Genomic DNA, 24,588 nt, shown 5'->3' with positions numbered 1-24,588 from the left:
GGTTCTCTCCCCTCGTGGTCGCCGAGGGCTACCCTGTGGATTACCCCCGATCAACCCCATTCGCGACATCCCGCAGTCGCGCCAAGGCCCATTGCGCGGCATCTGCGACCGTGGCGTCAGGGTCTTGGCTGAGTCCTTCGATCTGGGGGATATAGTCGGTGATCCCCGAGTTCCCCATCGCATAAAGCACATTGCGCACAAAACGGTTGCGCCCGATGCGTTTGATCGGACTGCCCGAAAACTTCGCGCGGAATCCGGCGTCGTCCAGCGCGGCCAATTCGGCCAGCTTGGGCGCGATCAGATCGTCCCGCGCGTGATATCGGATCTCACGCGCTTCAATGGCGAATTTGTTCCACGGACAGGCCGCCAGACAATCGTCGCAGCCGTAAATGCGATTGCCCAACAGGGGGCGTAACTCTTCATCCACCGGCCCGTGATGTTCAATGGTCAGATAAGAAATGCACCGTCGCGCGTCGATCTGATTTGGCGCCGGAAAGGCATCCGTCGGGCAGGCATCCAGACAGGCGCGGCAGGATCCACAATGATCGATTTCAGGTGGATCAGGCTCTAATTCAACCGTGGTAAAGACCGATCCGATAAAGAACCAACTGCCCAAATCGCGGCTCACCAGATTCGTGTGTTTGCCCTGCCACCCAAGCCCTGACGCCTGTCCCAAAGCTTTCTCAGGCACAGGTGCTGTATCGACAAAGACTTTTACCTCGGTCTCGCATCCCACCTCGGCAATCAACCAACGCGCCAGTCGCTTCAGCCGCTTCTTGACCAGATCATGATAGTCCTTGTTCTGTGCATAAACCGAAATCGCCGCACGATCTGCCATCCCATGCACCGCCAGCGGATCGACCTCGGGCGTATAGCTTTCGCCCAATACAATCACAGAGCGCGCCTCAGGCCACAGAGCTGCAGGGTTCTCGCGCCAATGCACCCGATCCGCGAGCCAGCCCATCTGACCGTGATGCCCAGCCTCCAAAAATCCACGCAGGCCTTCCGGCACCCAAGGCACAGCATCAGGCCGCGTGATACGGCATAGGTCAAATCCCACCGCCTCAGCTTCGGCCAATACTCGTGCTTTCAGATCCAAACCGAACGCTTTCTCTTGCCCGAAATATCCTCGGGGTGAATGGGTGGGCGCGCAACGCGCGACCGCTCAGAGGGGCAGACGGCCCCTCAGTTACCTATCAGAAATCGAGATCCGCGTAATGGGGCGGGGGCGGGAAGCCTGGAACATGATCTGCCAGAATGGATCGGAACGCCGGACGCGACTTGATTGTCGCATACCAGTCCTTGACCGCTTGCGAGCGATTCCAGTCCACGTCGCTGATATAGTCCAGAGACGACAAATGCGCCGCTGCCGCGAAGTCCGCGAGAGTCATCATATCGCCAGCCAGCCAGCGACGGTGTTCCAACAGCCAATTCATATAGTCGAGGTGATATTTGATCGCCTTTGCGCCGTCCTTGACGTTCGAACTGATAGGATAGCCCGTGCCATGCAGTTTGCGATTGACCCGCTCATAAAGAAGATTGCTGGTCACCTCGGCGTGGAATTTGTCGTCAAACCAGCTGACCAGACGACGGACTTCATAGCGTTTATCCGCCCCTTTGGGCAGCAGAGCGGGTTCAGGATAGGCTTCTTCCAGATACTCGCAGATTGCTGCGCTTTCGGACATGGTTCTCTCGCCCATCCGCAGCACGGGCACTTTGCCAGCCGGGTTACGGCGCAGGAAATCTGCATCCTTCTCCCAATAGCGTTCTTCCACGAGCTCACATTCGATTTTCTTTTCCGCAAGGCTCAGGCGCACTTTGCGGCAGAAAGGAGAAAGAGGGGCGTGAAAGAGACGGGCCATATGTCACCAAGTGAGACGAAGTCTCTTCCTAATTGCAGAAATCCAGAGCGGGTTTCAACCGCTGAGTGTTGCCTTACTCAAAACAGGCAGCGCGCCCGTCTTTTTGGATGGTGGCAGCCCCATCGATAATCTGTGCCGTGCGTCTGACCACGGCGTTGCTGGGGCGGCTGGCCGAACGTTGTTTCGGGTTGGGCAGGATCGCTGCCAGCCGCGCGGCCTGCGCTGCGCTAAGTTGCGAGGGTAAAACCCCGAAATAATGTTGAGCGGCCGCGTCCACGCCAAAGACGCCTTCGTCAAACTCGGCAACATTCACATAGACCTCTAGGATTCGCCGTTTGGTCCAGATCAGCTCGACAAAAGGCGTGGTCACCGCCTCGAGCGCCTTGCGCACCCAACTGCGGCCCTGCCAGAGGTAGACGTTTTTCACAGTCTGTTGGGTCAGGGTCGAAGCACCTCGGTCTGCGCCATCCGCGATGGCGTCTCGGATCGCGCTCATGTCAAAGCCCCAGTGGTCGCAGAAATTGGCGTCCTCTGCCGCCACAACAGAGCGGAACACAACGGGTGCAACGTCATCAGCGTCGACCCACTGGAAATCGACCTCTCCGAGGCGTTCGCGTTCTGAATAAATGGTCCATGTGGTCGGAGGATCGACCAACCCGTAAAAAGCAATCGCTAATAAAAACACAGCACTGACTCCGAGCAATCCGCGCACAACCACCAACCGAATCCGCTGGCGTTGTCGTTTGAACCACCCGACCTTCTTTGTTGTCTTTTTTCTAGGTCTTGCCCTTTTGGCCATTTATCTGGACCCGATTGACTGCATCACCACTCTATCTCTTCACGAGATACGCGTCACTGCTGGTTTTCGCAAGAAATCAGCGTGAGCAGGCCCAAACAATCACGCGGCATTCGTAGGACGTCGCGCTGCAGGCCTTTGTGGCTTTGTCCTTAGCCAGATCTCGGGTCCGCGCAGTCGAGATCGCCCATTTCTGGTCCGCTCCTCGCGCAACTGCTGCGCATTTATTGTAGAAAGTATGCACTTCTGAGCACATCCATCGGCAGGGATTTTGTTGCTTCCTGTGGGCTGCCCGTTCTGACCATTTGCCGAAGCTATAGCTGATGCGTCCTTTGTGCCCGAAGGCAACTGCGCCCCAGCATTTTTCGTATCCGCATTCCCCGGCGTGTCCACTGCTCGATGAGACCGCCAAAACGAGCCCCAATAGACTGGCTCGGATTATTGTATTTTTCATGCCCGAAAATTTGCGATGTCTCGAAGGCATTGAATATAAACCAACGTCCACAGCTCTCCGCTTAAAGGTTTATGTTGCGGGGCTGCATCGCAAAAAGGGCGCTCTGGTTGAGCGCCCTTTGGCTGATTTCGCGATATGGTGGAATTACTCCGCGGGGATCGCCGCGTCTTCGACCGCAATCGGATGCGCGATCTTGTCGAGCATCTCTTTCGGGCAGACCTGAAGGAAGTTGCCTTTCTCCAGATCCCAATGCTGCAGGATGTCCTGCGCCTTGCGGCTGCCGGTCTCTTTGGCATGCCGTTCCACCAGAGTTTTCAGCTGGTCTTCCCAATGCGCGACTGTGACGGGACAGGTGACCAGAGTTTCCATGTTCATCACGGCTTCGGCTGTGCCGTCTGGGTCGTAAAGATACGCCATGCCGCCCGTCATACCCGCGCCAAAGTTCGCGCCGATGCTGCCAAGGATCACGGCGACGCCGCCGGTCATGTACTCACAGCCGTTGCTGCCACAGCCCTCAATCACCACTTTTGCGCCCGAGTTCCGGACCGCAAATCGCTCTCCGGCACGACCGGCTGCGAAGAGGTGGCCGTCGGTCGCGCCGTAGAGCACCGTGTTGCCGATGATCGTATTGTCACTGGCAACAAGGGGAGTGTTCATCGGAGGCCGCACTACAACGGTGCCGCCGGACAGGCCTTTGCCCACATAGTCGTTTGCGTCACCCGACACTTCGATCTTGAGGCCCGGAGCTGCGAAGGCCCCAAGTGACTGACCCGCCGAACCCGCGAGTTTCACCGTCAGGTGATCCTCTTGCAGAGAATTGCGCATGCCAAAGTTCTTAACGATGTGGCTCGAGGTGCGCGTGCCCACAGTCCGGTGCGTGTTCTGCACCGCGTAGGACAGTTGCATTTTCTCGCCATCCTGCAGGAATCGTGCCGCATCACGGACGATTTCTGCGTCCAGAGTGTCTGGCACGGCATTGCGCTCTTTGTCGCGGTTGTAGACGATCTCTGCCGCGCCATCGACGGTGATCAAGAGCGGGTTAAGGTCCAGATCATCCAAGTGTGCGGAGCCACGAGAGACCTGCGCCAACAGATCCGCGCGACCGATCACGTCATCCAAAGACCGCGCGCCGATTTCTGCGAGGATTTCGCGGACTTCTTGTGCGTAGAAGGTGATCAGGTTCACGACCTTATCCGCAGTCCCGGTGAACTTGCCGCGCAGGGCTTCGTCCTGGGTACAGATGCCGACAGGGCAGGTGTTAGACTGACACTGGCGGACCATAATACAGCCCATCGCGATCAGAGCCGCGGTGCCGATGCCGTATTCCTCAGCACCCAGCATCGCGGCCATGACGATGTCACGCCCGGTGCGCAGGCCACCATCGGTCCGAAGGGTCACGCGTTCACGCAAGTTGTTCATCGCGAGGACTTGGTGCGCCTCGGTCAGACCCATCTCCCATGGCAGACCCGCGTATTTGATCGAGGTCGCAGGGGAGGCGCCAGTACCACCGTTGTGACCCGAAATCAGGATCACATCAGCCTTCGCCTTGGCCACACCCGCTGCAATCGTGCCAACGCCCGAGGACGCCACCAATTTCACAGTGACCTTACAACGTGGGTTGATCTGCTTGAGGTCATAGATCAGCTGCGCAAGGTCTTCGATCGAATAGATGTCGTGGTGCGGAGGCGGGGAGATCAGCGTCACGCCTTTGGTCGAGTGGCGCAGACGCGCAATCAGGTCGGTCACTTTCATGCCCGGCAGCTGGCCGCCTTCGCCCGGTTTCGCACCCTGGGCCACTTTGATCTCAAGCTCTTCGCATTGGTTCAGATATTCGGCAGTGACGCCGAAACGACCGGAGGCCACTTGCTTGATCTTTGCCGATGGGTTGTCGCCGTTTGGCTCTGGGTGGAAGTGCGCTGGATCTTCACCACCTTCGCCCGAGTCAGATTTCGCGCCAATGCGGTTCATCGCGACGTTCAGCGCCTTGTGGCTTTCGGGAGAAAGCGCACCAAGCGACATGCCCGGCGTTACGAAACGCTTACGGATCGAGGTGATGCTCTCCACTTCTTCCAAAGGCACTGCTTCGCCCAGAGGCTTGATCGCCAAGAGGTCGCGCAGATGGATCGGCGGGTTCGCCTGCATCTTTTTGGAGTATTGCTTCCACAGGTCATAAGACGCGCGGTCACAGGCCGCTTGCATCATATGCATGGTCTGCGCACCCCAAGCGTGGCTCTCGCCGGATTTCCGCGCTTTGTAGAAACCACCGATGGGCAGGATCGTGTCCGCGCCACCAAAGCCCTTGGCGTGGACTTCTTCGGCTTTCTTTTGAATGCCCGCAACGCCGATGCCGGAAATACGGCTGGTCATTCCGGGGAAGAATTCCGCGACCATCGCGCGGGACAGGCCTACGGCTTCGAAGTTGAGGCCACCACGGTAGGACGAGATCACAGAGATCCCCATCTTCGCCATGATTTTCAGAAGCCCCTGGTCAATCGCCTCACGATAGCGCGCGACGGCGGTGGTCAGGTCGATGTCCAGAAGGCCACGCTCGATGCGGTCGGCAAGGGAATCCTCGGCCAGATAGGCGTTGACGACGGTCGCGCCAGAGCCCACGAGAACTGCGAAGTAATGCGGGTCGATACATTCGGCAGACTGCACATTCAGGGAACAGAAGGTCCGCAGGCCCTTGCGTGTCAGGTGGCTGTGCACCGCAGATGTCGCAAGGATCATCGGCATGGCCACAGAATCCGCGCTTTGGGCTTTATCGGTCAGAACGATGTGACCCGCTCCAGAACGGACAGCGTCTTCGGCCTCGTCGCGCACGCGGTTCAGCGCCGCGCGCAATGCGCCCGCTTCGCCGCCGGCTGGGAAGGTACAGTCGATGGTCACAACGGTATCGTCAAAAGACGAGATCAGCGTGTCGAACTGCGCGTTGCCAACAAATGGGCTGTCCAGAAGGATGATCTCGGTCTGGCTGCCGTCTTCGTCAAGAACGTTCTTAAGGTTGCCGAAGCGCGTCTTAAGCGACATCACGCGGAATTCGCGCAAACTATCGATCGGAGGGTTCGTCACCTGGCTGAAGTTTTGACGGAAGAAATGGCTCAGCGGGCGGTACTGTTTGGACAGAACCGCCGATGGGGTGTCATCACCCATGGACGCGAGAGTCTCTTTGCCGTCCTCGGCCATTGGCGCGAGGATCTGTTCCAGCTCTTCGATGGAATAGCCCGCAGCCACCTGACGACGACGCAGATCATTGCCGGTGAAGTTCGGCTTTTCGGTGACAGCCAGCAGTTCGCTGTCCAGATCACGGATCTTGCCAACCCAATCGCCATAGGGGCGGGCTTCGGCCAGCGTGTTCTTGATTTCGGTGTCGTGGTAAAGTTTGCCCTCGGCCATATCGACCGCGATCATCTGGCCCGGACCAAGCGCGCCTTTTTCGACGACAGACGCCTCATCAATCGGCACCATACCGGCCTCAGAGCCGGAAATCAGCAGGCCATCGCCGGTGACGACATAGCGCATCGGACGCAGACCGTTGCGGTCCAGACCCGCGCATACCCATTGGCCGTCGGTCATCGCCAGAGCAGCTGGGCCATCCCACGGCTCCATTACAGAGTTGCAGAAGGAATACATGTCCACCCAGCTTTGCGGCAGCTCGACCGCCTGTTTGGACCAGCTTTCCGGAACCAGCATGGTTTTCGCCATTGGGGCCGAACGGCCCGCACGGACGAGGACTTCGAACACACCATCCAGCGCGGCCGAGTCTGATGCGCCGCCCGGAACAATGGGCTTGATGTCTTCGGCCAGATCTCCGAAATAATCGGATGCCATACGGATTTCGTGGCTTTTCAGCCAGTTGAGGTTGCCCTTCAGCGTGTTGATCTCGCCGTTATGTGCGAGCATGCGGAACGGCTGGGCCAGCCACCACTGCGGGAAGGTATTGGTGGAATAGCGCTGGTGGTAGATCGCGAAAGCGGACTCAAAGCGCTCGTCCATCAGGTCGGGGTAGAACACCGCAACCTGCTCGGCCAGCATCATGCCTTTGTAGATGATAGAGCGGCAGGAGAGAGACGCGATATAAAGCTCTCCGATGCCAGAGGCAGCGGCAGCTTTTTCGATACGGCGACGAATCACATAGAGCTCGCGCTCAAAGGTTTCCTCATCAACGCCTTTGGAGTTGGAGATCAGAATCTGTTCGATTTCTGGACGCGTCGCGTTGGCCTTTTCGCCAAGGCAGGTCACATCGACGGGCACATGACGCCAGCCGTAGATGAAATACCCCATGCGCAGGATTTCGGATTCCACGATGGTCCGGCAAGTTTCCTGAGCGCCAAAATCGGTGCGTGGCAGGAAGACTTGACCTACTGCGAAGAGCTCGTCCTTGTTTGGCTCATGACCAGTGCGTTTGATCTGGTCGTAGAAGAATTCGCCAGGCAGTTGCACGTGAATACCCGCGCCGTCGCCGGTTTTGCCGTCCGCGTCCACGGCACCACGGTGCCAGATCGCTTTCAGCGCGTCGATGCCTGCGTCCACGACTTTGCGGCTGCGTTTGCCGTCGACAGCGACCACAAGGCCCACGCCGCAAGAGGAATGTTCCTCGGATTCAGAATAAAGACCGTTCTCGGCCATATATGCCCGCTTGGCTTCTTCGTCGCGGACCCAGTTTTCATCATATTTCGTCATATCGTAGGCCTTCCTTTGTGCGGTAGGTCAATCTTGAGACCGGCCAGAGCGCGTAGCATCTGGCCAGCGAATTCAGGTAAGCGGTTATTCCGCAGCGACGGCTTTGGTGGCGTCGAATTTCTTGAGGATCGCTTCGGCGCAGTCGCGGCCGTCGCGGATCGCCCAGACCACGAGGGATGCGCCGCGCACGATGTCGCCCACTGCGTAGACGCCGTCCAGATCGGTCGCGCCGGTGGTGAACTCTGCTTTCACGGTGCCCCAGCGGGTCACAGGCAGGTCAGGCTGGTTCCAAAGGCTTGGCAGGTCTTCGGGTTCAAAGCCGAGCGCCTTGATCACCAGATCCGCTTCTTCGACATAATCCGCGCCTTCGATCACCTCGGGGGATTGACGGCCAGACGCATCGGGCGCGCCCAGACGCATCTTTTGCACCATCACGCCGTCAACCGCATCACCGGTGAAGCCTTTGGGGGCAGAGAGCCATTCAAAGATCACGCCCTCTTCTTCGGCATTATTCGTTTCGCGCTGCGAGCCAGGCATATTCGCGCGGTCACGGCGATAGAGACATTTCACGCTTTCGGCACCCTGACGGATCGCGGTGCGGACACAGTCCATCGCGGTGTCGCCGCCACCGATCACGACGACTTTCTTGCCTGCGGCATTCAGCTCGCCGCTCTCGAATTCCGGCACGGTGTCGCCGAAGTTCAGACGGTTCGACGCGGTCAGATAGTCCAGAGCCTTTACGATGCCTTTCGCACCAGCACCCGGCCCACCCAGATCGCGGGATTTGTAAACGCCGGTTGCGATGATCACAGCGTCATGCGCGCCGCGGATGTCGTCAAAAGAGATGTCCTCGCCGACGTTGCAGTTCAGCTTGAGGGTCACGCCAGACTCGGTCAGCTGATCGTTGCGCTTCATCACGACGTCTTTTTCCAGCTTAAAGCCAGGGATGCCGTAGGTCAGAAGGCCGCCTGCGCGGTCATAGCGGTCATAGACAGTGACCTGAACGCCCGCGCGACGCAGCATGTCGGCTGCAGCCAGACCACCGGGGCCTGCGCCGATGATGCCGACGGACTCAGCGCGCTCGGCCAAAGGTGTGATCGGCTTGACCCAGCCTTTTTCCCACGCAGTGTCGGTGATGTATTTTTCGACCGCGCCGATGGTAACTGTGCCATGGCCGGAATTCTCAATGACACATCCACCTTCGCAGAGACGGTCCTGCGGGCAGATGCGGCCGCAGATCTCGGGGAAAGTATTGGTAGCCTGACTCAGCTCATAGGCTTCTTCCAAACGGCCGGTGGCTGTCATGTTCAACCAATCAGGGATGTTGTTGTGCAGCGGGCAGTGGCTTTGGCAATAGGGCACGCCACACTGACTGCAACGGCTGGCTTGTTCTTCGGCCTTGGCCTTGATGAACGGCGCATAGATTTCAAGGAAATCCTCGTTGCGCACATCGGCTGACCGTTTTTCGGGCATATCCCGTTCAACAGTCACAAATTTCAGCATCGGTTGCTTGGCCACAGTCGCTGCCTCCTAAAATTCTTCGTAGCGCAGGTCATAAACAAGCATCTTTCGAGATAAAAGTAAATTATACTGACCTATTTTGGAAAAAACGTCGCAGAAAGAGAGAAAAAGGAAGAAAATCTCGAAAAATTAAATCCGAACCGGACCTAATGCCCGCCTATCAATTAAAATCGCGATAGAATATACGGAGAAAGCAGGCAACGCGGGCAGTTTTCATGGCGCTTTATCATTTGATTCTATTGGCGGTTGTGCAGGGCATTACCGAATTCCTTCCCATTTCATCATCAGGACACCTTATACTGCTGCCCCAAGCCATGGGTGCTGCGGATCAGGGGCAGCTTTTGGACGTCGCGGTGCATGTGGGCACGCTTGGGGCCGTTGTGCTCTATTTTTGGCGCGATGTGAAAATTGGGTTGGCGGGCATCCCCCTGATGTTGATGGGGAGATTGACCACGCCGGGCGCTCGGCTCGCGTTTCATCTGTTGATCGCGACGATCCCCGTCATGATCTTTGGCGTGTTTCTGGCCGTGACAGGGCTGAATGATGCTTTGCGATCAATGGCGGTTATCGGTTGGACGATGCTTGGGTTTGGTCTTTTGCTTTGGTGGATGGATCAACGCGGCGCGGTGACCAAGAAAGACACTGATTGGACTTTGGGCGATGCGATCAAACTGGGCCTATGGCAGGCCATTGCCCTGATCCCCGGCACGTCGCGGTCGGGCATTACCATCACGGGCGCTCGCGCGCTTGGCTATGACCGCGAAAGCAGTGCGCGCTTGGCAATGCTGATGAGTATTCCTGCGATCATTGCAAGCGGAGGGTATTTGCTGCTGGAGACGGGATCCGACTGGACTCCGCGCATGATCCGAGACTGCGCAATCGCGGCAGCCCTGGCCTTTGTTTCCGCGCTTTTGGCCCTTCAGTTGATGATGCGCCTTCTGAAGTCGGTCAGCTTTACGCCCTACGTGATCTATCGCGTGATCCTTGGCGCAATTCTTCTGGTCGTTGCCTACACATAATTAGAGGCCCCGAAGGGCCTCGTTTGTCTCGGTGGTCTGTAAACGCTTAGCTCAGGTTCTTTGCCGAGTTCTTGATGGCGTCGTATTGTCCAGACGGACGGAAGCGCCAGAGATAGCTGTCCAGAACGCTGTTCATCGGAGTCTCTTGAATACCAAGATCCGCCAGGGTCTTTGCGTCGGCTGCGACCACATTGTCGTTGCGCAGTGACTTAAGCTGATCGCGCGTCACGATCGAATTGGTGAACAGCCCAAGCGTGATCGTTTGCAATAGATCAAAGCCAAAGGCGACGAGACCGGCTGCAAAGAAAGGCAGATTCACAATCAAACGACGACGGTGAATGCTGGAGAGCATATCTTGCAGCAAGCCGCGCAGAGATTTCACCTCTGGTCCACCCAGTTCATAGGTTCCGGTCGCCTCGCCAAGAATACCCTTAACGGCCGCCTGAGCGACGTCGTCCACGTAGACCGGCTGAAATTTTGTGTCCGCACCCGCAATTGGCAGGATTGGGCCGAACCGCGCCTGATCCGCAAAGCGGTTAAAGAAGTCATCTTCGGGGCCGAAAATCACTGAAGGCCGCAGGATCAGAGCGTTCGGCATATGCGCCAGCACGCCTTCTTCGCCCAAAGCCTTGGTGCGTGCATAATCGCTGTCTGCTTCGGCATCCGCGCCAATAGCAGAAAGATGCACCATGGTTTCGATGCCAGCCGCCGCGGCAAGACGCGCGATGCGCTCGGCACCTTCGTGCTGCACGGCATCAAATTTGTTTTTGCCGACTTGGTTCAGGATGCCCACGCAGTTCACCACGGCGTCTGCACCAGACATGGCCTGCGCCACAGAAGCATCATTGCGAATGTTGCAAAGGATGGGCTCGACCTGACCAACGGATCCGTAGGGTTTTACGAACAGAGCCTCATTCGGGCGCCGCACCGCTACGCGCACGCGCCATCCCTCTTTCGCCATTCGCCGCGCGATATAGCGTCCGACAAATCCTGAACCGCCATAAATCGTGACAAGTTTAGACATGCGTGGCCTCCGCTTTCGTCAAGTTGACCCTGTGATACGCGCCCGTCGCCTTAGGAACAAGTCGCAACTGATCGCATGCGCGGTTTAATCCCATCTCTTGACGCGAGCGTAGGCGCAAGCCCTCAATTTCTCGCTCAAATTCCGAGGTCTCAAATGGGCGAACGAGAGAAACAATCGCCCCAAATACTTTTTCGCAAAAATGTAAGAAACCGCGTTGACTCTCCTTGGGGAGATATCTAAATCCCCCTTCACGACATCTAAGCCCAGATGGCGGAATTGGTAGACGCGCTAGCTTCAGGTGCTAGTGTCCGTATGGACGTGGAGGTTCGAGTCCTCTTCTGGGCACCAAAAAACTCACCGCAAAAATTTGGTTTTCTTGGCAAAGCTTTTTGGAGTGTTGAGTGTCTGCACTCTGTAGCCCGGTCGTCTCTCTGCGATGTTAAGAAATTGGCTGGTTCTGTCTCGCTGACCTCTACCATCAACACGTTTATCGTTGTCTTGAACTCGCTCAGATAGATCTAAACCTGTTGCTATGCGGTGTTAGCGCGTTCTTGTGTGACCAAGGGTGCTTGCTTTGGTGCAAAAAAACGACCGGCACAACGTGAGCGCCGGTCGCATCGTAGGTTCTTGCATTGGATTGCAGCGTTTAGCCGCTCATGCGTTCCGTAATCCGGTGTGCTTGAAAACCATCCGGCAGCGCGGTGATCTGGATCCGTTCGACGATGCCATTCTTGTTGAAAGGATCGCCTTCCGCAAAGCTTTGGGCGTTTTCACGGGTGTCCGCTTCAAGAATGCCCCAGTGCCCAGCTGGCGAGCCGTCATCATGAAGAAAAGCCGAACCGATCAGAACTGACGCGAGCCCGTTGCCGCCGGATTTGACCCACTCACGGTGCGTCGGGCGCACCGCGTCGCGGGCTTCGTCCTTGTCAGGATGGTGGTGGCAATGCATTGTAAAGAAAGCCATTATTTATTCTCCAGAACAACACAACCAGCACCGGTCATGGACGCGGGCGAGAAGTAGTGGCTGTGCTTTTGATCGACTTCAGTGTCCATGCATCCGCGCATAACGAGCCACATGATCAGCTCTGCACCCTCAGACCCAAATTTCTCGACATAGTCCTCGCGGGTCAGATTGCGCCATTTTTCCGGATCGCTTGCAAAAGTTTCGATCCATTCCTGATCAGCTTCTGGGTTGAGGAAGCCAGCGCGCGCGCCTTGCAACTGGTGAGACAACCCGCCAGTGCCAAGAACGACGATCTTCTCATCCGTTGGGTAGGACTCAATAACTTTACGCAGCAGAACGCCAAGATCCCAGCAACGCTGAGGCGTTGGAATCGGGAACTGCACGGTGTTCACAAAGATCGGCACGACTTTGACCGGCCAGTTTTCCTTCTGGCTGCCAAAGAAGAGTTCCATAGGAACCTGAAACCCGTGGTCCACATCGATTTCGCGGGCGATCATCGGGTCAAAGTGGTTCTCGACCATCTTGTCCGCAAGATACCAGGAAAAATCGACAGCGCCTTCAAAAGACGGAATGTCACGACGGCCCCAGCCTTCGTCCGCAGGCAGATATTCCTCGGCGACACCCAATGTGAATGTAGGGACGCGATCCAAAAAGATCGAGTTGCCATGATCGTTGAACACCAGAATCGCGATGTCAGGCTTTTTGTCGGCGACCCACTGTTTCGGATAGTCATATCCGTCAAAAAACGGTTTCCAATCCGGAGTTTGATCGATGCCCTTGTCCAGAGCAACACCGATGGATGGTACGTGGCTGGTTCCCAGCCCTCCGATAAGCTGTGCCATTATTCTTTCCCCAAACGTTCTCTTAAAAAGTCTTCGACAGACATGCCGGCTTGCGCAGCGCCGACTGCAATAATCGGCGTTGGGTCAACTGCGGTGATTTTCAACACGTAAAACAGGTTGCCGCCCAAGCGGATCATTTCCTGCCAGTCGCGATCCATCACAGCCTTTTTGCTCTCTGCATCCAGACCAAATTTGTCGATGAAGGCTTCTTCATCCGCCAAAAAGGCGTCGCGCCCCTCTTGCGTGCCAAGGGCCATGGCCATCTTGTTCATTTTGTAGCCGCGCAAGGATCCTTCGCGGTCGAACAAGGGGGTCTCAGGTATCTTGTCCATTCACTCCTCCTCTTTGCAATTCAACCAGTTTGTAATCAGTTCAGCCGTCAGGTCAGGCTGTTCAACGGGCAGGAAATGACCTGCGTTTTCCACCACATGAAGCTCTGCGTCCGCCACCATCTCCTGGATTTCGCGGTGCTGTTTTTCAGGCGACCAGACGTCCTCGGTGCCTGTCAAAAGCAACACAGGACAGCTCACCTGTGGCAGGTATTCCGTCGCGTTCGGGCGGTTGACCAAGGCTTTGATCTGCTGTTCGTGAACCTCGGGTCCGATCTCTAGGGCCATGCTGGTGAGGCTATCGATCAGCGCTGTATCGTCGTGACGGCTCGCTGCCATCATTGGAGGCAACCAGCCTTTGATCATGCCCGCGAAATCCGCATAGCCCTCATCGATCTTTGCCTGGCGTTTTTCGGTCTCGCCATCTTTCAGAGGGTGATGCCCGGTATTGGCCAAGACCAAACGGGTCACCCGATCTGGTGCCTGACGCGTGACTTCCATTGCGATACGACCACCCATGGAATGCCCAACGACGATCAAAGGTCCTTTGGTCTCGGACACGACCCGCGCGGCCATGCTTTCGATGGAGGGATCCTTGGTCGCATCGGCGAAATATGTCGGCATATCCGCCAAAGCCGCCACGGGTTCCCAGACACTATTGTCCGAGAGCAAACCGGGAATCAGAACGAGCGTCGGTTGCATGGTGTCTCCTTTTAGAGTCCTACCTGTCAAAATCAGTAAAATTCGACAATGCGATAAAATGAATGACGTATATCTGATTTGTAGATATCGTACTGAGGATTCAGCTTTCAAAGCCGAGCGCGACCAAGGAGCAACCCTCATGGACCCCTATAAAATCGACTTCTTCGCGCTGCGTGTGCTGAGCATGGTCTTTGAGCTGAAATCCTTCTCCGCGGCCGCGGATGCGCTTGGTGTCAATCAATCGGTGGTCAGCTATGCGGTCAATCGCATGCGGGACGTCTTTGACGATCCTTTGTTTCTTCGGCAAGGCGGCGGGATTGTCCCTACTGATCGGTGCATCGCCGAGATCGGTGAGGTCGAGGCGATGTTGCAGCGGTTTGAGACGATGATCACACCGCAAGATTTGGACCCAGACAAGGTCACAAAGAACTTTCGCGTCAGCTGTAATTACTTTGAACGCATTTGGATCATGGCTCCCGTGATCAAAGAATTGCGAAAGTCTGCGCCCAAATCTCAGCTCACCATCATGCATTCCGGCACACAGGGCGCGAGCCATTTGGTGCAAGGCGCAGCTGATCTGTTGATTGGCCCGATGCGCCCCGAAGAAGACGGCTATTATTGCCGTTCTCTTTTGAAGGACTCCTATGTTTGCGTCATGGATCCAAGCAATCCTCTGGCGTCGCGCCGGCTGACATTAGAGCGCTATATCGGCGCCCAGCACGTAGCGGTTGCTTATGGCGATGGCTGGACATCAGACTACCTTGATCAGTTGCCACCTGAATCGCGTAACGAGCTGACACCCGTCGTGACGGTACCCAGTCCCGGAGATATTCAGACGATTGTGCAAGGCTCGGACTTGATTGCCACTCTCCCGCGCAAATTTGCCATGACCCTGCTACCTGATCTGACTATGGCTGAATTCCCGCTGCCCTCCTCGCTTGAAATCGGGCTGGTGTGGTCTGCACGCACTCATGGCTCTGTGACGCAGAAATGGTTTCGGGATCTTGTGGTGTCTGCGGTCAAGTCGCTTTGATGTTCGCCTGAGCTGCGGCCTGTCGGATCATTTCTAGGAAATGAGACTGCGCCTTCGTGGGCACCCAATCCTTTCGGTGTGTGATTCCAATAGGGCGACCTTGCCATTTGATACCTGTGTTGATCGGCGCTAATAGCCCCTTATCGATTTCCGCCTGAGCTTGGCGAAGCGAGATACATCCAAGAAATTCGCTTTCCATCAGGATCTCACGCATGAGAAGAATAGAGCCGCATTCAATCAGACTTTTTGGCTGGCCTATGTGTTCGAAGTGGGCGTCAAATTGTGATCGAGCCGGTGCGCCGTCTCGTGGGAGCACCCATTGCTGCGCAGCCAGGTCTTCATCCGACACCGAGGCTTTGTTGACCAAAGTATGCGTCGGCTTGGCGACAACGACCAATTGATCTTTGAACAGTTCTTCCTGCACCACGTCGTCAATCGGCGACGGAAACCGCAGCGCGCCTATCATGCAGTCCAACTCGCCCCGCCGGACCGAGTGCAGAAGATCATCATAAAGGCCATCCACAACCGACAATTGTCGATTTGGATGTTTTTGCCGAAACATCACAATGGCTTGGGGCAATACATAAGACCGCGCCAGAGGTAAGGTGCCGACCGAGATCACCCCGACCTCTCGACCATCAAATTCCGCTAGATCCGCTATAGCTTGGTCGATTTCGGCGGTTGCCAGACGTATCGTATTGGCCAGGCGACTACAGGCTTTTGTCGCGAGAATTCCAGTTGACGTCCTTTGGAACAGCGCTTCCTTTGCCTCGGCTTCAATACGTGTAATCGAGCGATGAATCGTTGATTGGGCCAATCCAATGCGCCGCGCCGCCAACGTAAAGTTCTTGGTTTCCGCCACTGCTTCAAGGGCGCGCAACTGTGGCCAGCTCGCGGTCACCATCAGACGTGGGGATATTTCAGTAAGGGCACTGTCCAAACGTTCTAAGGCGCGTTTCAAACGGAAAGCTAAAATCTCGCCTTTTTCGGTGATGAACAAGCCGTTCGGAGACCGTTGGAACAAGGCGCCACCGGCAAAAGCCTCTAGTTTCTCAATCAACTGCGAGACGGCAGGTTGTGAAATGTTGCATTGGATTGCGGATTGAGTCAGCGATCCCGTTTCCACGACGGATAGGAAAACTCTGAAATGGCGCAGATTCCAATTTTGCAAATTTCCAATGCTCCTCAACCGATCTTCGCTATGTCAAAAACGTCTTAGTTAAACGCTCTTGAACAGCGGCTTTCCCCTAGCTTTTAGCAGGCTACTCGGCAAACAGCCTCAGTGCAATTATAGCTTCAGCTTATTGCTTCTGTTGCCAATTGAAGTTGCGATTCTCAGTCCTGACTGAAAGATTTCACCAAACGCGAAATGTGAGGAAATCAGCCATGTCTGACAAGAAAACCGCCCTCGTGATCTCTGCCCACGCCGCCGATTTTGTATGGCGCTGCGGTGGTGCTATCGCAAAGCACGCCGAAATGGGATACGATGTAACCGTAGCTTGCTTGTCTTTTGGCGAACGTGGCGAAAGCGCGCGCCTCTGGAAAGAAGGCAAATCTTTGCAAGAGGTTAAGGATATTCGTCGCGGCGAAGCCGAAGCGGCAGCAGAGGTTCTGGGCGTGCATCATCTGGAATGCTTTGATCTGGGTGACTACCCGCTGCATCTGGAAAAAGACGACAAGTACAAGCTGGTCGATCTGATCCGCAAAGTGCAGCCTGATTTCATGCTCAGCCACTCACAGTACGACCCTTATAATACCGACCACATGTATATGACGCAGATCGCTCTGGAATGCCGGATGATCGCGCAGGCCTTGGGCCATAATCCTGGCGAGAAAGTTCTGGGCGCGCCGCAGCTTTACCTGTTTGAGCCGCATCAGACCGAGCAAATGGGCTGGAAGCCAGACCATTTCCTCGACATCACCAACGTTTGGGACAAAAAGCGCGCGGCGATGGAATGCATGAATGGTCAGGTGCACCTGTGGGAATACTACACCCGCGTGGCGCAACAGCGTGCGAACCACTTTAAACGCAACTCTGGCGGCATGGCCGGTGGCCGCGACGTGCAATATGCGGAAGGCTTCCAAAGCATCTTCCCGCGCACTGTTGACGAACTTTAAGCCGAGCGAGGGGGATAAGATATGGGTGTTGTTGTTCAAAACATCGCGCGCGCCGATGCGGAAACCATTAAGAAACTGGGCGAAGCAGGTGTCGCAACTGTGCATGAAGCGCAGGGTCGTAAAGGGTGTCTGGCGTCTTATATGTCTCCGATTTTCCGCGGTGCTCAGATCGCGGGTTCCGCGGTCACGATCAGCGCAGCCCCTGGCGACAACTGGATGGTGCACGTTGCCATCGAGCAGTTGCAAGAGGGCGATATCCTTGTGCTCGCGCCGACCTCACCCTGTGACAACGGCTATTTCGGCGACCTGCTTGCGACCTCCGCGCAATCACGCGGTTGCCTTGGCTTGGTGATCGACGCAGGTGTGCGCGATGTCAAAGATCTGACAGAGATGAATTTTCCGGTCTGGTCAAAGGCGGTTTCCGCACAAGGCACCGTCAAAGAGACGCTTGGGTCCGTGAATGTCCCCATCGTTTGCGCAAGCCAAGCGATCGAAGCGGGCGACGTCATTGTGGCGGACGACGATGGTGTCGTCGTGGTAAAACGCGACGAAGCCGAAGCGGTTCTGGTCAAAGCGCAGGAACGTCTGGATGCCGAAGAAGCCAAACGTCAGCGCCTTGCGGCGGGTGAATTGGGTCTGGATATCTACAACATGCGTCCACGGCTTGAAGAAAAAGGCCTTAAATATATCTGATCCGGTCACACAACGCATAAAGGGGCTTTTTGAATGACAGATGGAATTCCCTGCCTCTGGATGCGGGGCGGCACGTCTAAAGGCGCAGTGTTTCTTGCAAAAGACTTGCCGTCCGACGCAGCGGAACGCGACGCAGTTTTGTTGCGCGTCATGGGCTCTCCGGATGCGCGGCAAATCGACGGGATCGGCGGGGCGGACCCGCTGACCTCGAAGGTTGCGATCTTATCCGAACCCACACGAGACGATGCCGACGTCGATTACCTGTTCCTGCAGGTCTTTGTCGATCAGGCGCTTGTCTCGGATGCTCAGGGCTGCGGCAATATTCTGGCCGCCGTCGGGCCAGCCGCGATTGAGCGTGGTTTGGTGCCTGCCACAAATGTCGAAACCGACGTGCGCATTCATATGCTGAATACTGGTGAAATTGCTTCAGCCAAGATCCAAACGCCTGATGGACGGGTTGACTATGACGGCGAGGCCCGCATCGACGGTGTGCCCGGCCAGCATGCCGCCGTGCCTCTGATGTTTGAAAACCTCGCGGGGTCCATGACGGGTGCCCTCTTGCCCACAGGCAACGCTGTGGATGTCGTGGGTGGCGTGGACTGCACCATGATCGACAACGGTATGCCCTGCGTTGTCATGCGCGCCGAAGATTTTGGTCTGACGGGACAGGAAAGCCGAGAGGCGCTGGACGCGGACATTGAGCTCAAGGCTCGTGTAGAAGCGATCCGTCTGGAATGCGGCCCGATGATGAATTTGGGCGACGTCGCAGAAAAATCAGTGCCTAAGATGACGTTGGTCTCGGCTCCAAAATCCGGTGGCGCGATCTCGACCCGCAGCTTCATTCCTCACAGGTGCCACGCCACGATTGGCGTATTCGCCGCTGTCAGCGTCGCGACCGCGTGCACGCTTGAAGGGTCGCCTGCGGCTTCTGTGGCCCAACTATCGGGGGGCAGCCTGGTGTCGGTAGAACACCCAAGCGGAGCCGCCGATGTCATGTTGGAGCTCAGCCAAGATGGGGCGGTGTTGCGCGCCGGAACACTGCGGACAGCCCGTAAACTTTTTGACGGTCTCGTGTTCCCTGCACCCAAATAGGCTCGCTTTTCGCGCTCTAGTTCTTTTGAAGCCTTTAGGCGGTTAAAGCCGCCGAAAGCGCCGTCCATTGGCGGTGCCCTATGACATTTCGTGACGCGAGCAACCAATAGGTCTCGGGTGGGTCGAGAACCTCGTCCCCCAACTGAACGAGAGCGCCGCTGGCGATGTCCTCGGCGCAGAGGGGAAGGGAAACAAGTGCAACTCCAAGCCCTGCCTTGGCGGCTGCAATCGCCCCGTGCAATGTGTCGAACCGTAGGGTTGGAACCGGCGTGGAGGGAATGCCGAATCTGGTGGAATACTGATCCCAATCCGGGCGCGGCCCGGTGCAGGCAATGCGGGGCAATCGCGTCCATGCTTGGGAGGTGAGACGGGGCGCGCAAACCGGTGCGATGGCTTCTTTAAACAAAGGAGTTTGAAAAGGATGCGCCCAATCGCCAGCTCCATATCTGATTTGAACAGTGGAATCCTCGGTCGCGGTCTGGCCACCCAAAATATAGGATTGAACCGAAATCTCCGCGCCAGTGTCTGCGCTCGCGCGACCCAACCGCGTGGCGAGCCAAAGGGAAATCACCGACTGACTGGCCGAGATCGTTAAACGACGTCTACCCCGTGCAAACAGCGTTTCTGAGCTGTCGCTCAGCCCGCGAAGCGCTGTTTGGACATGTGGCAGCCAAGTTTCCCCTTCAACCGTCAAAGTGATCGTTCGCGCTTTGCGGACAAACAGTCGCGTCCCCAGATGTTTTTCCAGTTGTCCAATCCGCTGACTGATCGCGGGTTGGGTCAGGCCTGTTTCGCTGGCAGCAGCGGTAAAGCTGCCAAGACGCGCGGCGGCTTCAAACGCGCGCACCCATTCCAAGGGCGGCAGGGAATAGGAGGTGTTATCCATAAAGTAAAACGCCCCTCATGTGAGTCATTTATTATTTGAGTTTATGGTTTTGTACGGCGCATCGTAAAGACATTGTTCACGTCACTCAGCAGTAGGATTTTGCTCATGCATGTTACAATGGACCAGGAAGGACGCTTTCTAACGCTCCACGCTGAGGCAGAGTTGCGGTTTCATGCAATCTGGCTGCGCGACAATGCGCAAGACGATGAAACGCGCGCGCCTGGGAATGGTCAGCGTCTGATTGCACTGCGCGACATTCCGGACAACACACGCATTGCGTCCGTCGAGGGCGGTGAAACCATGGTGCATGTGACCTTCGCGCCCGAACAAAAGAGCGTGGCCTTCAGCGTCGAATGGCTGATTGCACATGCCTATGACATCAAGGCGCGCGCTGATATCGGCTGGCTGTCCGATGAGATTTCGGTCTGGGATGCAGGGTTGCAGGCCGATGTTCCCACTGCCGCATTTCAGTCTCTGTCTGAGGATGGTGCAACCTTGGCGCAGTGGGTAGAGCAGGTCGCCCGGTTTGGGTTCGGCAAAATCACAGGTGGCCCGATCCAAGAGGGTGCTCTGTTTCAAGTGGTCGACTTCTTTGGCTTTGTGCGCGAAACCAACTACGGCAAACACTTTGATGTGCGTACCGAAGTGAACCCGACGAATTTGGCGTTCACGGGACTGGGGCTCCAGGCCCATACCGACAATCCTTATCGCGATCCGGTTCCGACGGTTCAGGTACTCTATTGCTTAGAAAGCTCCGCAGCCGGGGGCGAGAATATGGTGGTAGACGGCTTTGCCTGCGTCCGTCGTCTGCAAGAGGAAAATCCAGAGTATTTTGACGTGCTGGCGCAATATTGCGCGCGGTTTGAGTATTCGGGTGAAGCGGGTGTTTGCCTGACATCGCGTCGCCCCTTGATCGAACTCGCACCGGACGGAGAATTGATCGGGGTGCGATTTAATAATCGCTCTTTGGCCGCAGTGACCGATGTCCCTTTCGACAAAATGGAACTCTGGTATGCCGCCTATCGTCGGTTAGGTGAGATCATTGACGACCCAGCGATGGAGGTCGTCTTCCGCCTAGAGCCGGGTGAGGCCTTTGTGGTGGACAACACGCGGGTGCTTCATGCACGCAAGGCCTATTCCGGGACCGGCACGCGCTGGTTGCAGGGGTGCTACGCCGACAAAGACGGGTTACGCTCAACCCGCGACGCGCTATTGCGTTCGACACAGGAGGCCGCGGAATGACCACACCAAGACAAGATCTGACCGCCGACACTATTGTTGAATTCCTTGCCTCGATTTTTGAGCGCCGCGGGTCTGAGGAATACCTCGGCGAAGAGGTCACGATGGGCGAGCATATGCTGCAGGGGGCGACCATTGCAGAACAGAACGGCCAGCCGGACGAAATCATCGTGGGGGCGCTCTTGCACGATATCGGCCATTTCACCTCCGAGTTCGGGAGTTTCACGATGGATGACACCGAAGACCGGCACCATGAAGACGCCGGTGCCGAGATTCTCGAAAGGTTTTTCCCGTCGGTTGTGACCGATTGCTGCCGCTATCACGTGGCCGCGAAAAGATACCTTTGTGCGACGAAGCCGTCCTACTTTGATCGTCTGTCAGAGGCCTCGGTGCATTCATTGAACCTGCAAGGCGGTCCTATGAGCGACACGGAGGTGGCCGAGTTCGAAAAGAATCCCAACCTCAAGCAAATTATTGCGATCCGCTATCTAGACGAAGCTGGTAAAGTGGCTGGCATGGAAACGCCGGATTTTCGGCATTTCGCACCACGCGTCCAGAGATTGGTCGATGCACATGTCGGACGTGATTGAGACTTGAAAACCCGAGATCTGGTGTGCTCAAAGCCGATCCCGCAGCGAATAATACACCATCGCCATGACCAAAAGCGGCCATCGGAACATCGTACCCCCAGGAAACGGCGTGCTGGGCAGCATAGAGATGGCGTCGAATTTCTCGGCTTGCCCCGCTATTGTGTCGGCCGCGATTTTCCCGCTCATGGTAGCCATAGCGACCCCGTGACCTGAAAAGCCCGAGAGCGAAATCGCCGTATCTGAAAGCCGCGCGAAATGCGGCATTCTATTTAGGGTGATCCCCAAGGTTCCACCCCAAGCATAGTCGATGCGCGTGCCAGAAAGCTGGGGAAAGACCTGCTCCATCGGCTTGCGCACGGATCCCGCGATGTCCTTTGGGAAGCGGTAGCCATAGCTTTCGGTGCCGCCAAAAAGCAGACGATGATCATCGGAAAACCGGAAGTAGTTGATGACGAATTTACTGTCCGCAACGGCTCTGTTGTTGCGGATCAAGTCTTCTTGGCGTTCCGGTCCAAGAGGTTCTGTCGCGACTATGAAATTGTTGATCGGCATGACCCTTGCGGCAACGTCTTTGCGCAGGCTTCCAAGGTAGCCGTTGCAGGCCAAGACCAGGAATTTTGCCGTGACCGTCGCGCCTTCGGTTTTGATCACGTTAGGCTCGGTTGTTTCCAAAGATTGCACGCGGCTCTCTTCAAAAATCCTGACACCCAGTGAGGCCGCCTTGCGCGCCAAGCCCAGAGCATAGCGAAGGGGATCAATGTGCCCGCTGCCAAGATCAAGCGTGCCTCCGAAATACAAAGGGCTGGCCAGCAGGTCGCGGATCTCGGTCTGTGACAGGTCCTCAATCAGATCGTAGTCATATTCACGGCGCAGTTTTTCTGCGTAACTATGATCCTCGGCCACAAAGCGTTTGCGATGTGCGGCGTGGATGACGCCTTCGTGGAACGGGCAATCGATGATCTCTTCGGCGCAAAAGCCGCGTACCATTTGAACGGCATCCACGGCCATGTCCCAGAGGGTGCGTGCCGCGTCCTTGCCCAGTCGCTCTTCCAGAAAATCCTGATCCTGCCTTTGACCCGAGCCGACTTGTCCCCCGTTGCGCCCTGACGCGCCAAAGCCGACGCGCTGGGCCTCGAGCAAAACCACGTCATAGCCTTTCTCGGCCAGATGGATCGCTGAGGAGAGACCGGTAAAGCCTCCGCCCACGACACAGACATCGCAAGAGATTTCGCCCAAGGCTTTGGGGAAAGGATCCAGTTTTGGATTGACGACCGCATAATAGGATTGGGGGTATTCCCCAATCCCATCGTTGGCTGTCAGCAGGTCCAACCGCCCCATCTATGCCGCTTTCATCAGGCCTTTTTCAGTCGCACTGGCCATGGTTTTGTCCAGCACCTTCCAAGCCTTTTCAGCCAGTGTGTCGATATTTTCTTTGCTGAAAATTAGGGGCGGAGAAATGATCAACTGATCGCCCACATGGCGCATGATGAAGTTGTCTTCAAAACAGAGGTCGCGTGCAATCACGCCCACATTGCCGGGGCCCTCCGCAAAAGCTGCGCGAGAAGCTTTGTCTGGCGTCAGTTGCAGCGCGCCGACCAAACCGCAAATGCGCGCTTCGCCCACCAATGGATGCTCGCCCAGCCCGGCCCATTTCTCTGCGAGATAGGGGGCCGTTACATCGCGCACGTTGCCAATCAGGTTTTCCTCTTCAAGGATCCGCAGGTTTTCCAGCGCGACGGCGCAGGACATCGGATGCCCTGAGTAGGTGTAGCCGTGGTAAAACTCGTCCGTGGCCATGACGTCGAAAACCTCATCGGACAGGATCGAGCCGCCAATCGGCGCATAACCAGAGGACAGACCCTTGGCGATGGTCATGATATCGGGGCGAATGGAGAACGTGTCAGAACCCCACATGTTGCCAGTGCGCCCAAAGCCACAGATGACTTCGTCCGCGATCAAAAGGATCTCATGGGCGTCACAGATCCGCTGGATCTCTGGCCAATAGGTCGACGGCGGAATGATAACGCCGCCCGCGCCTTGGATCGGCTCCGCGATGAAGGCGGCGACATTGTCTTCGCCGAGTTCCGCGATCTTTTCTTCGAGTTCGCGCGCGCGCTGCAGGCCGAATTCCTCGGGCGTCATGTCGCCGCCCTCAAGATACCAATGCGGCTGGTTGATGTGCACTATCCCCGGGATCGGCAATGTGCCTTGCCCGTGCATCGCCTGCATGCCGCCCAGAGACGCCGCACCCACGGTCGAGCCGTGATAGGCGTTTTTGCGGCTGATGATAACCTGCTTTTCGGGCTTGCCCTTCAGTGCCCAATAGTGGCGCACCAGACGGATATTCGTGTCGTTCGCGTCCGATCCTCCGGCCGCGAAAAACACATGGTTCATGTGGTCCGGCGCGAGCGAGGTGACCTTTTCGGCCAATGCAATCGCGGGCACATGGGTCGTCTGAAAGAAGGTGTTATAGTAAGGCAGTTCCAAAAGCTGCCGCCGCGCGACCTCGGCGATAGAGTCCCGCCCATAGCCGATATTGACGCACCACAGACCGGCCATACAGTCCATGATTTCTTGCCCGTCGCTGTCGCGCAGATGTACGCCCTGCGCCCCTGTAATCACCCGCGCGCCTTTCGCGGCCAGCGCATTTGAGTCCGTGAAGGGATGCATATGGTGCGCCGCATCCAGCGCCTGAAGTTCCGCCGTCGGCAAATGATTGGTGATCATATTCATTTCATTGA

22 protein-coding genes and 1 tRNA gene are annotated in these 24,588 nt (G+C 56.6%); 8 read left to right on the top strand and 15 right to left on the bottom strand.

Annotated features, from left to right (window positions below):
* Positions 1–40 precede the first annotated feature (40 nt).
* The 6 genes from queG to HZ995_RS05445 form a co-directional block, all read right to left on the bottom strand.
* Entirely contained in the window at positions 41–1,093 is a 1,053-nt protein-coding gene (queG, locus tag HZ995_RS05470) for a tRNA epoxyqueuosine(34) reductase QueG (RefSeq protein ID WP_432417989.1), read from the bottom strand.
* A gap of 103 nt (positions 1,094–1,196) precedes the next feature.
* Complete coding sequence (gene fzlA, locus HZ995_RS05465; RefSeq protein WP_209357654.1) at positions 1,197–1,862, bottom strand: FtsZ-binding protein FzlA; 666 nt, start codon at positions 1,860–1,862, stop codon at positions 1,197–1,199.
* 73 nt (positions 1,863–1,935) lie between these two features.
* Entirely contained in the window at positions 1,936–2,661 is a 726-nt protein-coding gene (mtgA, locus tag HZ995_RS05460) for a monofunctional biosynthetic peptidoglycan transglycosylase (protein WP_209357653.1), read from the bottom strand.
* 76 nt (positions 2,662–2,737) lie between these two features.
* Complete coding sequence (locus tag HZ995_RS16205; protein WP_432417988.1) at positions 2,738–3,112, bottom strand: DUF4189 domain-containing protein; 375 nt, start codon at positions 3,110–3,112, stop codon at positions 2,738–2,740.
* 144 nt (positions 3,113–3,256) lie between these two features.
* Positions 3,257–7,795: a glutamate synthase large subunit gene (gene gltB, locus HZ995_RS05450; RefSeq protein ID WP_209357651.1), complete on the bottom strand. Its 4,539-nt coding sequence runs from the start codon at positions 7,793–7,795 to the stop codon at positions 3,257–3,259.
* An 84-nt stretch (positions 7,796–7,879) separates the two neighbouring features.
* On the bottom strand, positions 7,880–9,313 hold the full coding sequence (locus tag HZ995_RS05445; protein ID WP_209357650.1) for an NAD(P)-dependent oxidoreductase: 1,434 nt from the start codon (positions 9,311–9,313) through the stop codon (positions 7,880–7,882).
* A 218-nt stretch (positions 9,314–9,531) separates the two neighbouring features.
* Between HZ995_RS05445 and HZ995_RS05440 the strand changes: the two genes are divergently transcribed.
* Positions 9,532–10,335 carry an undecaprenyl-diphosphate phosphatase gene (locus tag HZ995_RS05440; protein WP_209357649.1) on the top strand — a complete coding sequence of 268 codons (804 nt, stop codon included), beginning with the start codon at positions 9,532–9,534 and terminating at the stop codon, positions 10,333–10,335.
* Between the two features lie 46 nt (positions 10,336–10,381).
* On the opposite strand, the gene HZ995_RS05435 is transcribed toward HZ995_RS05440, so the two are convergent.
* On the bottom strand, positions 10,382–11,359 hold the full coding sequence (locus HZ995_RS05435; RefSeq protein ID WP_209357648.1) for a complex I NDUFA9 subunit family protein: 978 nt from the start codon (positions 11,357–11,359) through the stop codon (positions 10,382–10,384).
* Positions 11,360–11,620: 261 nt separating this feature from the next.
* Here HZ995_RS05435 and HZ995_RS05430 point away from each other — a divergent pair.
* A tRNA-Leu gene (locus HZ995_RS05430) sits at positions 11,621–11,707 on the top strand.
* Positions 11,708–12,005: 298 nt separating this feature from the next.
* On the opposite strand, the gene HZ995_RS05425 is transcribed toward HZ995_RS05430, so the two are convergent.
* Genes HZ995_RS05425 through HZ995_RS05410 form a run of 4 tightly spaced genes read right to left on the bottom strand, consistent with a single transcriptional unit; the run spans position 12,006 to position 14,196 of the window.
* On the bottom strand, positions 12,006–12,323 hold the full coding sequence (locus HZ995_RS05425; RefSeq protein ID WP_209357647.1) for a YciI family protein: 318 nt from the start codon (positions 12,321–12,323) through the stop codon (positions 12,006–12,008).
* Positions 12,323–13,165 (bottom strand): class III extradiol dioxygenase family protein, encoded by an 843-nt coding sequence (locus HZ995_RS05420; protein ID WP_209357646.1) that lies wholly within the window; start codon positions 13,163–13,165, stop codon positions 12,323–12,325. Before HZ995_RS05420 ends, HZ995_RS05425 begins: the two co-directional genes overlap by 1 nt.
* Positions 13,165–13,497: an extradiol ring-cleavage dioxygenase gene (locus HZ995_RS05415; protein WP_209357645.1), complete on the bottom strand. Its 333-nt coding sequence runs from the start codon at positions 13,495–13,497 to the stop codon at positions 13,165–13,167. The genes HZ995_RS05420 and HZ995_RS05415 overlap by 1 nt, the downstream gene beginning before the upstream one ends.
* Positions 13,498–14,196 carry an alpha/beta fold hydrolase gene (locus tag HZ995_RS05410; RefSeq protein WP_209357644.1) on the bottom strand — a complete coding sequence of 233 codons (699 nt, stop codon included), beginning with the start codon at positions 14,194–14,196 and terminating at the stop codon, positions 13,498–13,500. It lies immediately after the preceding gene.
* Between the two features lie 139 nt (positions 14,197–14,335).
* Between HZ995_RS05410 and HZ995_RS05405 the strand changes: the two genes are divergently transcribed.
* A complete protein-coding gene (locus tag HZ995_RS05405) occupies positions 14,336–15,229 on the top strand; it encodes a LysR family transcriptional regulator (protein WP_209357643.1) in 894 nt (297 codons plus the stop codon).
* Here HZ995_RS05405 and HZ995_RS05400 read toward each other — a convergent pair.
* Entirely contained in the window at positions 15,216–16,400 is a 1,185-nt protein-coding gene (locus tag HZ995_RS05400; RefSeq protein WP_209357642.1) for a LysR family transcriptional regulator, read from the bottom strand. The two genes, HZ995_RS05405 and HZ995_RS05400, sit on opposite strands and share 14 nt — an antisense overlap.
* A gap of 215 nt (positions 16,401–16,615) precedes the next feature.
* Here HZ995_RS05400 and HZ995_RS05395 point away from each other — a divergent pair, with 215 nt between their 5' ends.
* From HZ995_RS05395 to HZ995_RS05385, 3 genes are read left to right on the top strand one after another with little or no spacing between them, the layout of a single operon-like run.
* The gene (locus HZ995_RS05395) at positions 16,616–17,347 is read left to right on the top strand and encodes a PIG-L deacetylase family protein (protein ID WP_209357641.1); all 732 of its coding nucleotides are present in this window, start codon (positions 16,616–16,618) and stop codon (positions 17,345–17,347) included.
* Positions 17,348–17,368: 21 nt separating this feature from the next.
* Positions 17,369–18,040, top strand: coding sequence for a 4-carboxy-4-hydroxy-2-oxoadipate aldolase/oxaloacetate decarboxylase (locus tag HZ995_RS05390; protein WP_209357640.1), 672 nt, complete (start codon positions 17,369–17,371; stop codon positions 18,038–18,040).
* A gap of 33 nt (positions 18,041–18,073) precedes the next feature.
* On the top strand, positions 18,074–19,132 hold the full coding sequence (locus tag HZ995_RS05385) for a 4-oxalomesaconate tautomerase (protein WP_209357639.1): 1,059 nt from the start codon (positions 18,074–18,076) through the stop codon (positions 19,130–19,132).
* A 34-nt stretch (positions 19,133–19,166) separates the two neighbouring features.
* On the opposite strand, the gene HZ995_RS05380 is transcribed toward HZ995_RS05385, so the two are convergent.
* On the bottom strand, positions 19,167–20,018 hold the full coding sequence (locus HZ995_RS05380) for a LysR family transcriptional regulator (RefSeq protein ID WP_209357638.1): 852 nt from the start codon (positions 20,016–20,018) through the stop codon (positions 19,167–19,169).
* A gap of 105 nt (positions 20,019–20,123) precedes the next feature.
* Here HZ995_RS05380 and tmpA point away from each other — a divergent pair, with 105 nt between their 5' ends.
* Both tmpA and tmpB read left to right on the top strand, forming a co-directional pair.
* Positions 20,124–21,260, top strand: a complete 1,137-nt coding sequence (gene tmpA, locus HZ995_RS05375; RefSeq protein WP_209357637.1) for a 2-trimethylaminoethylphosphonate dioxygenase — start codon at positions 20,124–20,126, stop codon at positions 21,258–21,260.
* Positions 21,257–21,847, top strand: a complete 591-nt coding sequence (tmpB, locus tag HZ995_RS05370; protein ID WP_209357636.1) for a (R)-1-hydroxy-2-trimethylaminoethylphosphonate oxygenase — start codon at positions 21,257–21,259, stop codon at positions 21,845–21,847. Before tmpA ends, tmpB begins: the two co-directional genes overlap by 4 nt.
* Before the next feature lie 27 nt (positions 21,848–21,874).
* On the opposite strand, the gene HZ995_RS05365 is transcribed toward tmpB, so the two are convergent.
* Together HZ995_RS05365 and HZ995_RS05360 are read right to left on the bottom strand one after the other, a co-directional pair.
* A complete protein-coding gene (locus tag HZ995_RS05365) occupies positions 21,875–23,176 on the bottom strand; it encodes an NAD(P)/FAD-dependent oxidoreductase (RefSeq protein WP_209358166.1) in 1,302 nt (433 codons plus the stop codon).
* Positions 23,177–23,185: 9 nt separating this feature from the next.
* Positions 23,186–24,580: an aspartate aminotransferase family protein gene (locus HZ995_RS05360; protein ID WP_209357635.1), complete on the bottom strand. Its 1,395-nt coding sequence runs from the start codon at positions 24,578–24,580 to the stop codon at positions 23,186–23,188.
* Positions 24,581–24,588 lie beyond the last annotated feature (8 nt).

Source organism: Cognatishimia activa (assembly GCF_017798205.1).
Taxonomy (GTDB): Bacteria; Pseudomonadota; Alphaproteobacteria; order Rhodobacterales; family Rhodobacteraceae; genus Cognatishimia; species Cognatishimia activa_A.
Note: the sequence above shows the minus strand (reverse complement) of the source record. Positions and strands in the feature narration are given on the sequence as shown.

Bases quoted from the DNA above. Each gene is read 5' to 3' on its own strand.
- fzlA (WP_209357654.1), bottom strand. From the start codon at position 1,862: ATGGCCCGTCTCTTTCACGCCCCTCTTTCTCCTTTCTGCCGCAAAGTG.
- mtgA (WP_209357653.1), bottom strand. From the start codon at position 2,661: ATGGCCAAAAGGGCAAGACCTAGAAAAAAGACAACAAAGAAGGTCGGG.
- HZ995_RS16205 (WP_432417988.1), bottom strand. From the start codon at position 3,112: ATGAAAAATACAATAATCCGAGCCAGTCTATTGGGGCTCGTTTTGGCG.
- gltB (WP_209357651.1), bottom strand. From the start codon at position 7,795: ATGACGAAATATGATGAAAACTGGGTCCGCGACGAAGAAGCCAAGCGG.
- HZ995_RS05440 (WP_209357649.1), top strand. From the start codon at position 9,532: ATGGCGCTTTATCATTTGATTCTATTGGCGGTTGTGCAGGGCATTACC.
- HZ995_RS05435 (WP_209357648.1), bottom strand. From the start codon at position 11,359: ATGTCTAAACTTGTCACGATTTATGGCGGTTCAGGATTTGTCGGACGC.
- HZ995_RS05425 (WP_209357647.1), bottom strand. From the start codon at position 12,323: ATGGCTTTCTTTACAATGCATTGCCACCACCATCCTGACAAGGACGAA.
- HZ995_RS05420 (WP_209357646.1), bottom strand. From the start codon at position 13,165: ATGGCACAGCTTATCGGAGGGCTGGGAACCAGCCACGTACCATCCATC.
- HZ995_RS05415 (WP_209357645.1), bottom strand. From the start codon at position 13,497: ATGGACAAGATACCTGAGACCCCCTTGTTCGACCGCGAAGGATCCTTG.
- HZ995_RS05410 (WP_209357644.1), bottom strand. From the start codon at position 14,196: ATGCAACCGACGCTCGTTCTGATTCCCGGTTTGCTCTCGGACAATAGT.
- HZ995_RS05405 (WP_209357643.1), top strand. From the start codon at position 14,336: ATGGACCCCTATAAAATCGACTTCTTCGCGCTGCGTGTGCTGAGCATG.
- HZ995_RS05395 (WP_209357641.1), top strand. From the start codon at position 16,616: ATGTCTGACAAGAAAACCGCCCTCGTGATCTCTGCCCACGCCGCCGAT.
- HZ995_RS05390 (WP_209357640.1), top strand. From the start codon at position 17,369: ATGGGTGTTGTTGTTCAAAACATCGCGCGCGCCGATGCGGAAACCATT.
- HZ995_RS05385 (WP_209357639.1), top strand. From the start codon at position 18,074: ATGACAGATGGAATTCCCTGCCTCTGGATGCGGGGCGGCACGTCTAAA.
- HZ995_RS05380 (WP_209357638.1), bottom strand. From the start codon at position 20,018: ATGGATAACACCTCCTATTCCCTGCCGCCCTTGGAATGGGTGCGCGCG.
- tmpA (WP_209357637.1), top strand. From the start codon at position 20,124: ATGCATGTTACAATGGACCAGGAAGGACGCTTTCTAACGCTCCACGCT.
- tmpB (WP_209357636.1), top strand. From the start codon at position 21,257: ATGACCACACCAAGACAAGATCTGACCGCCGACACTATTGTTGAATTC.
- HZ995_RS05360 (WP_209357635.1), bottom strand. From the start codon at position 24,580: ATGAATATGATCACCAATCATTTGCCGACGGCGGAACTTCAGGCGCTG.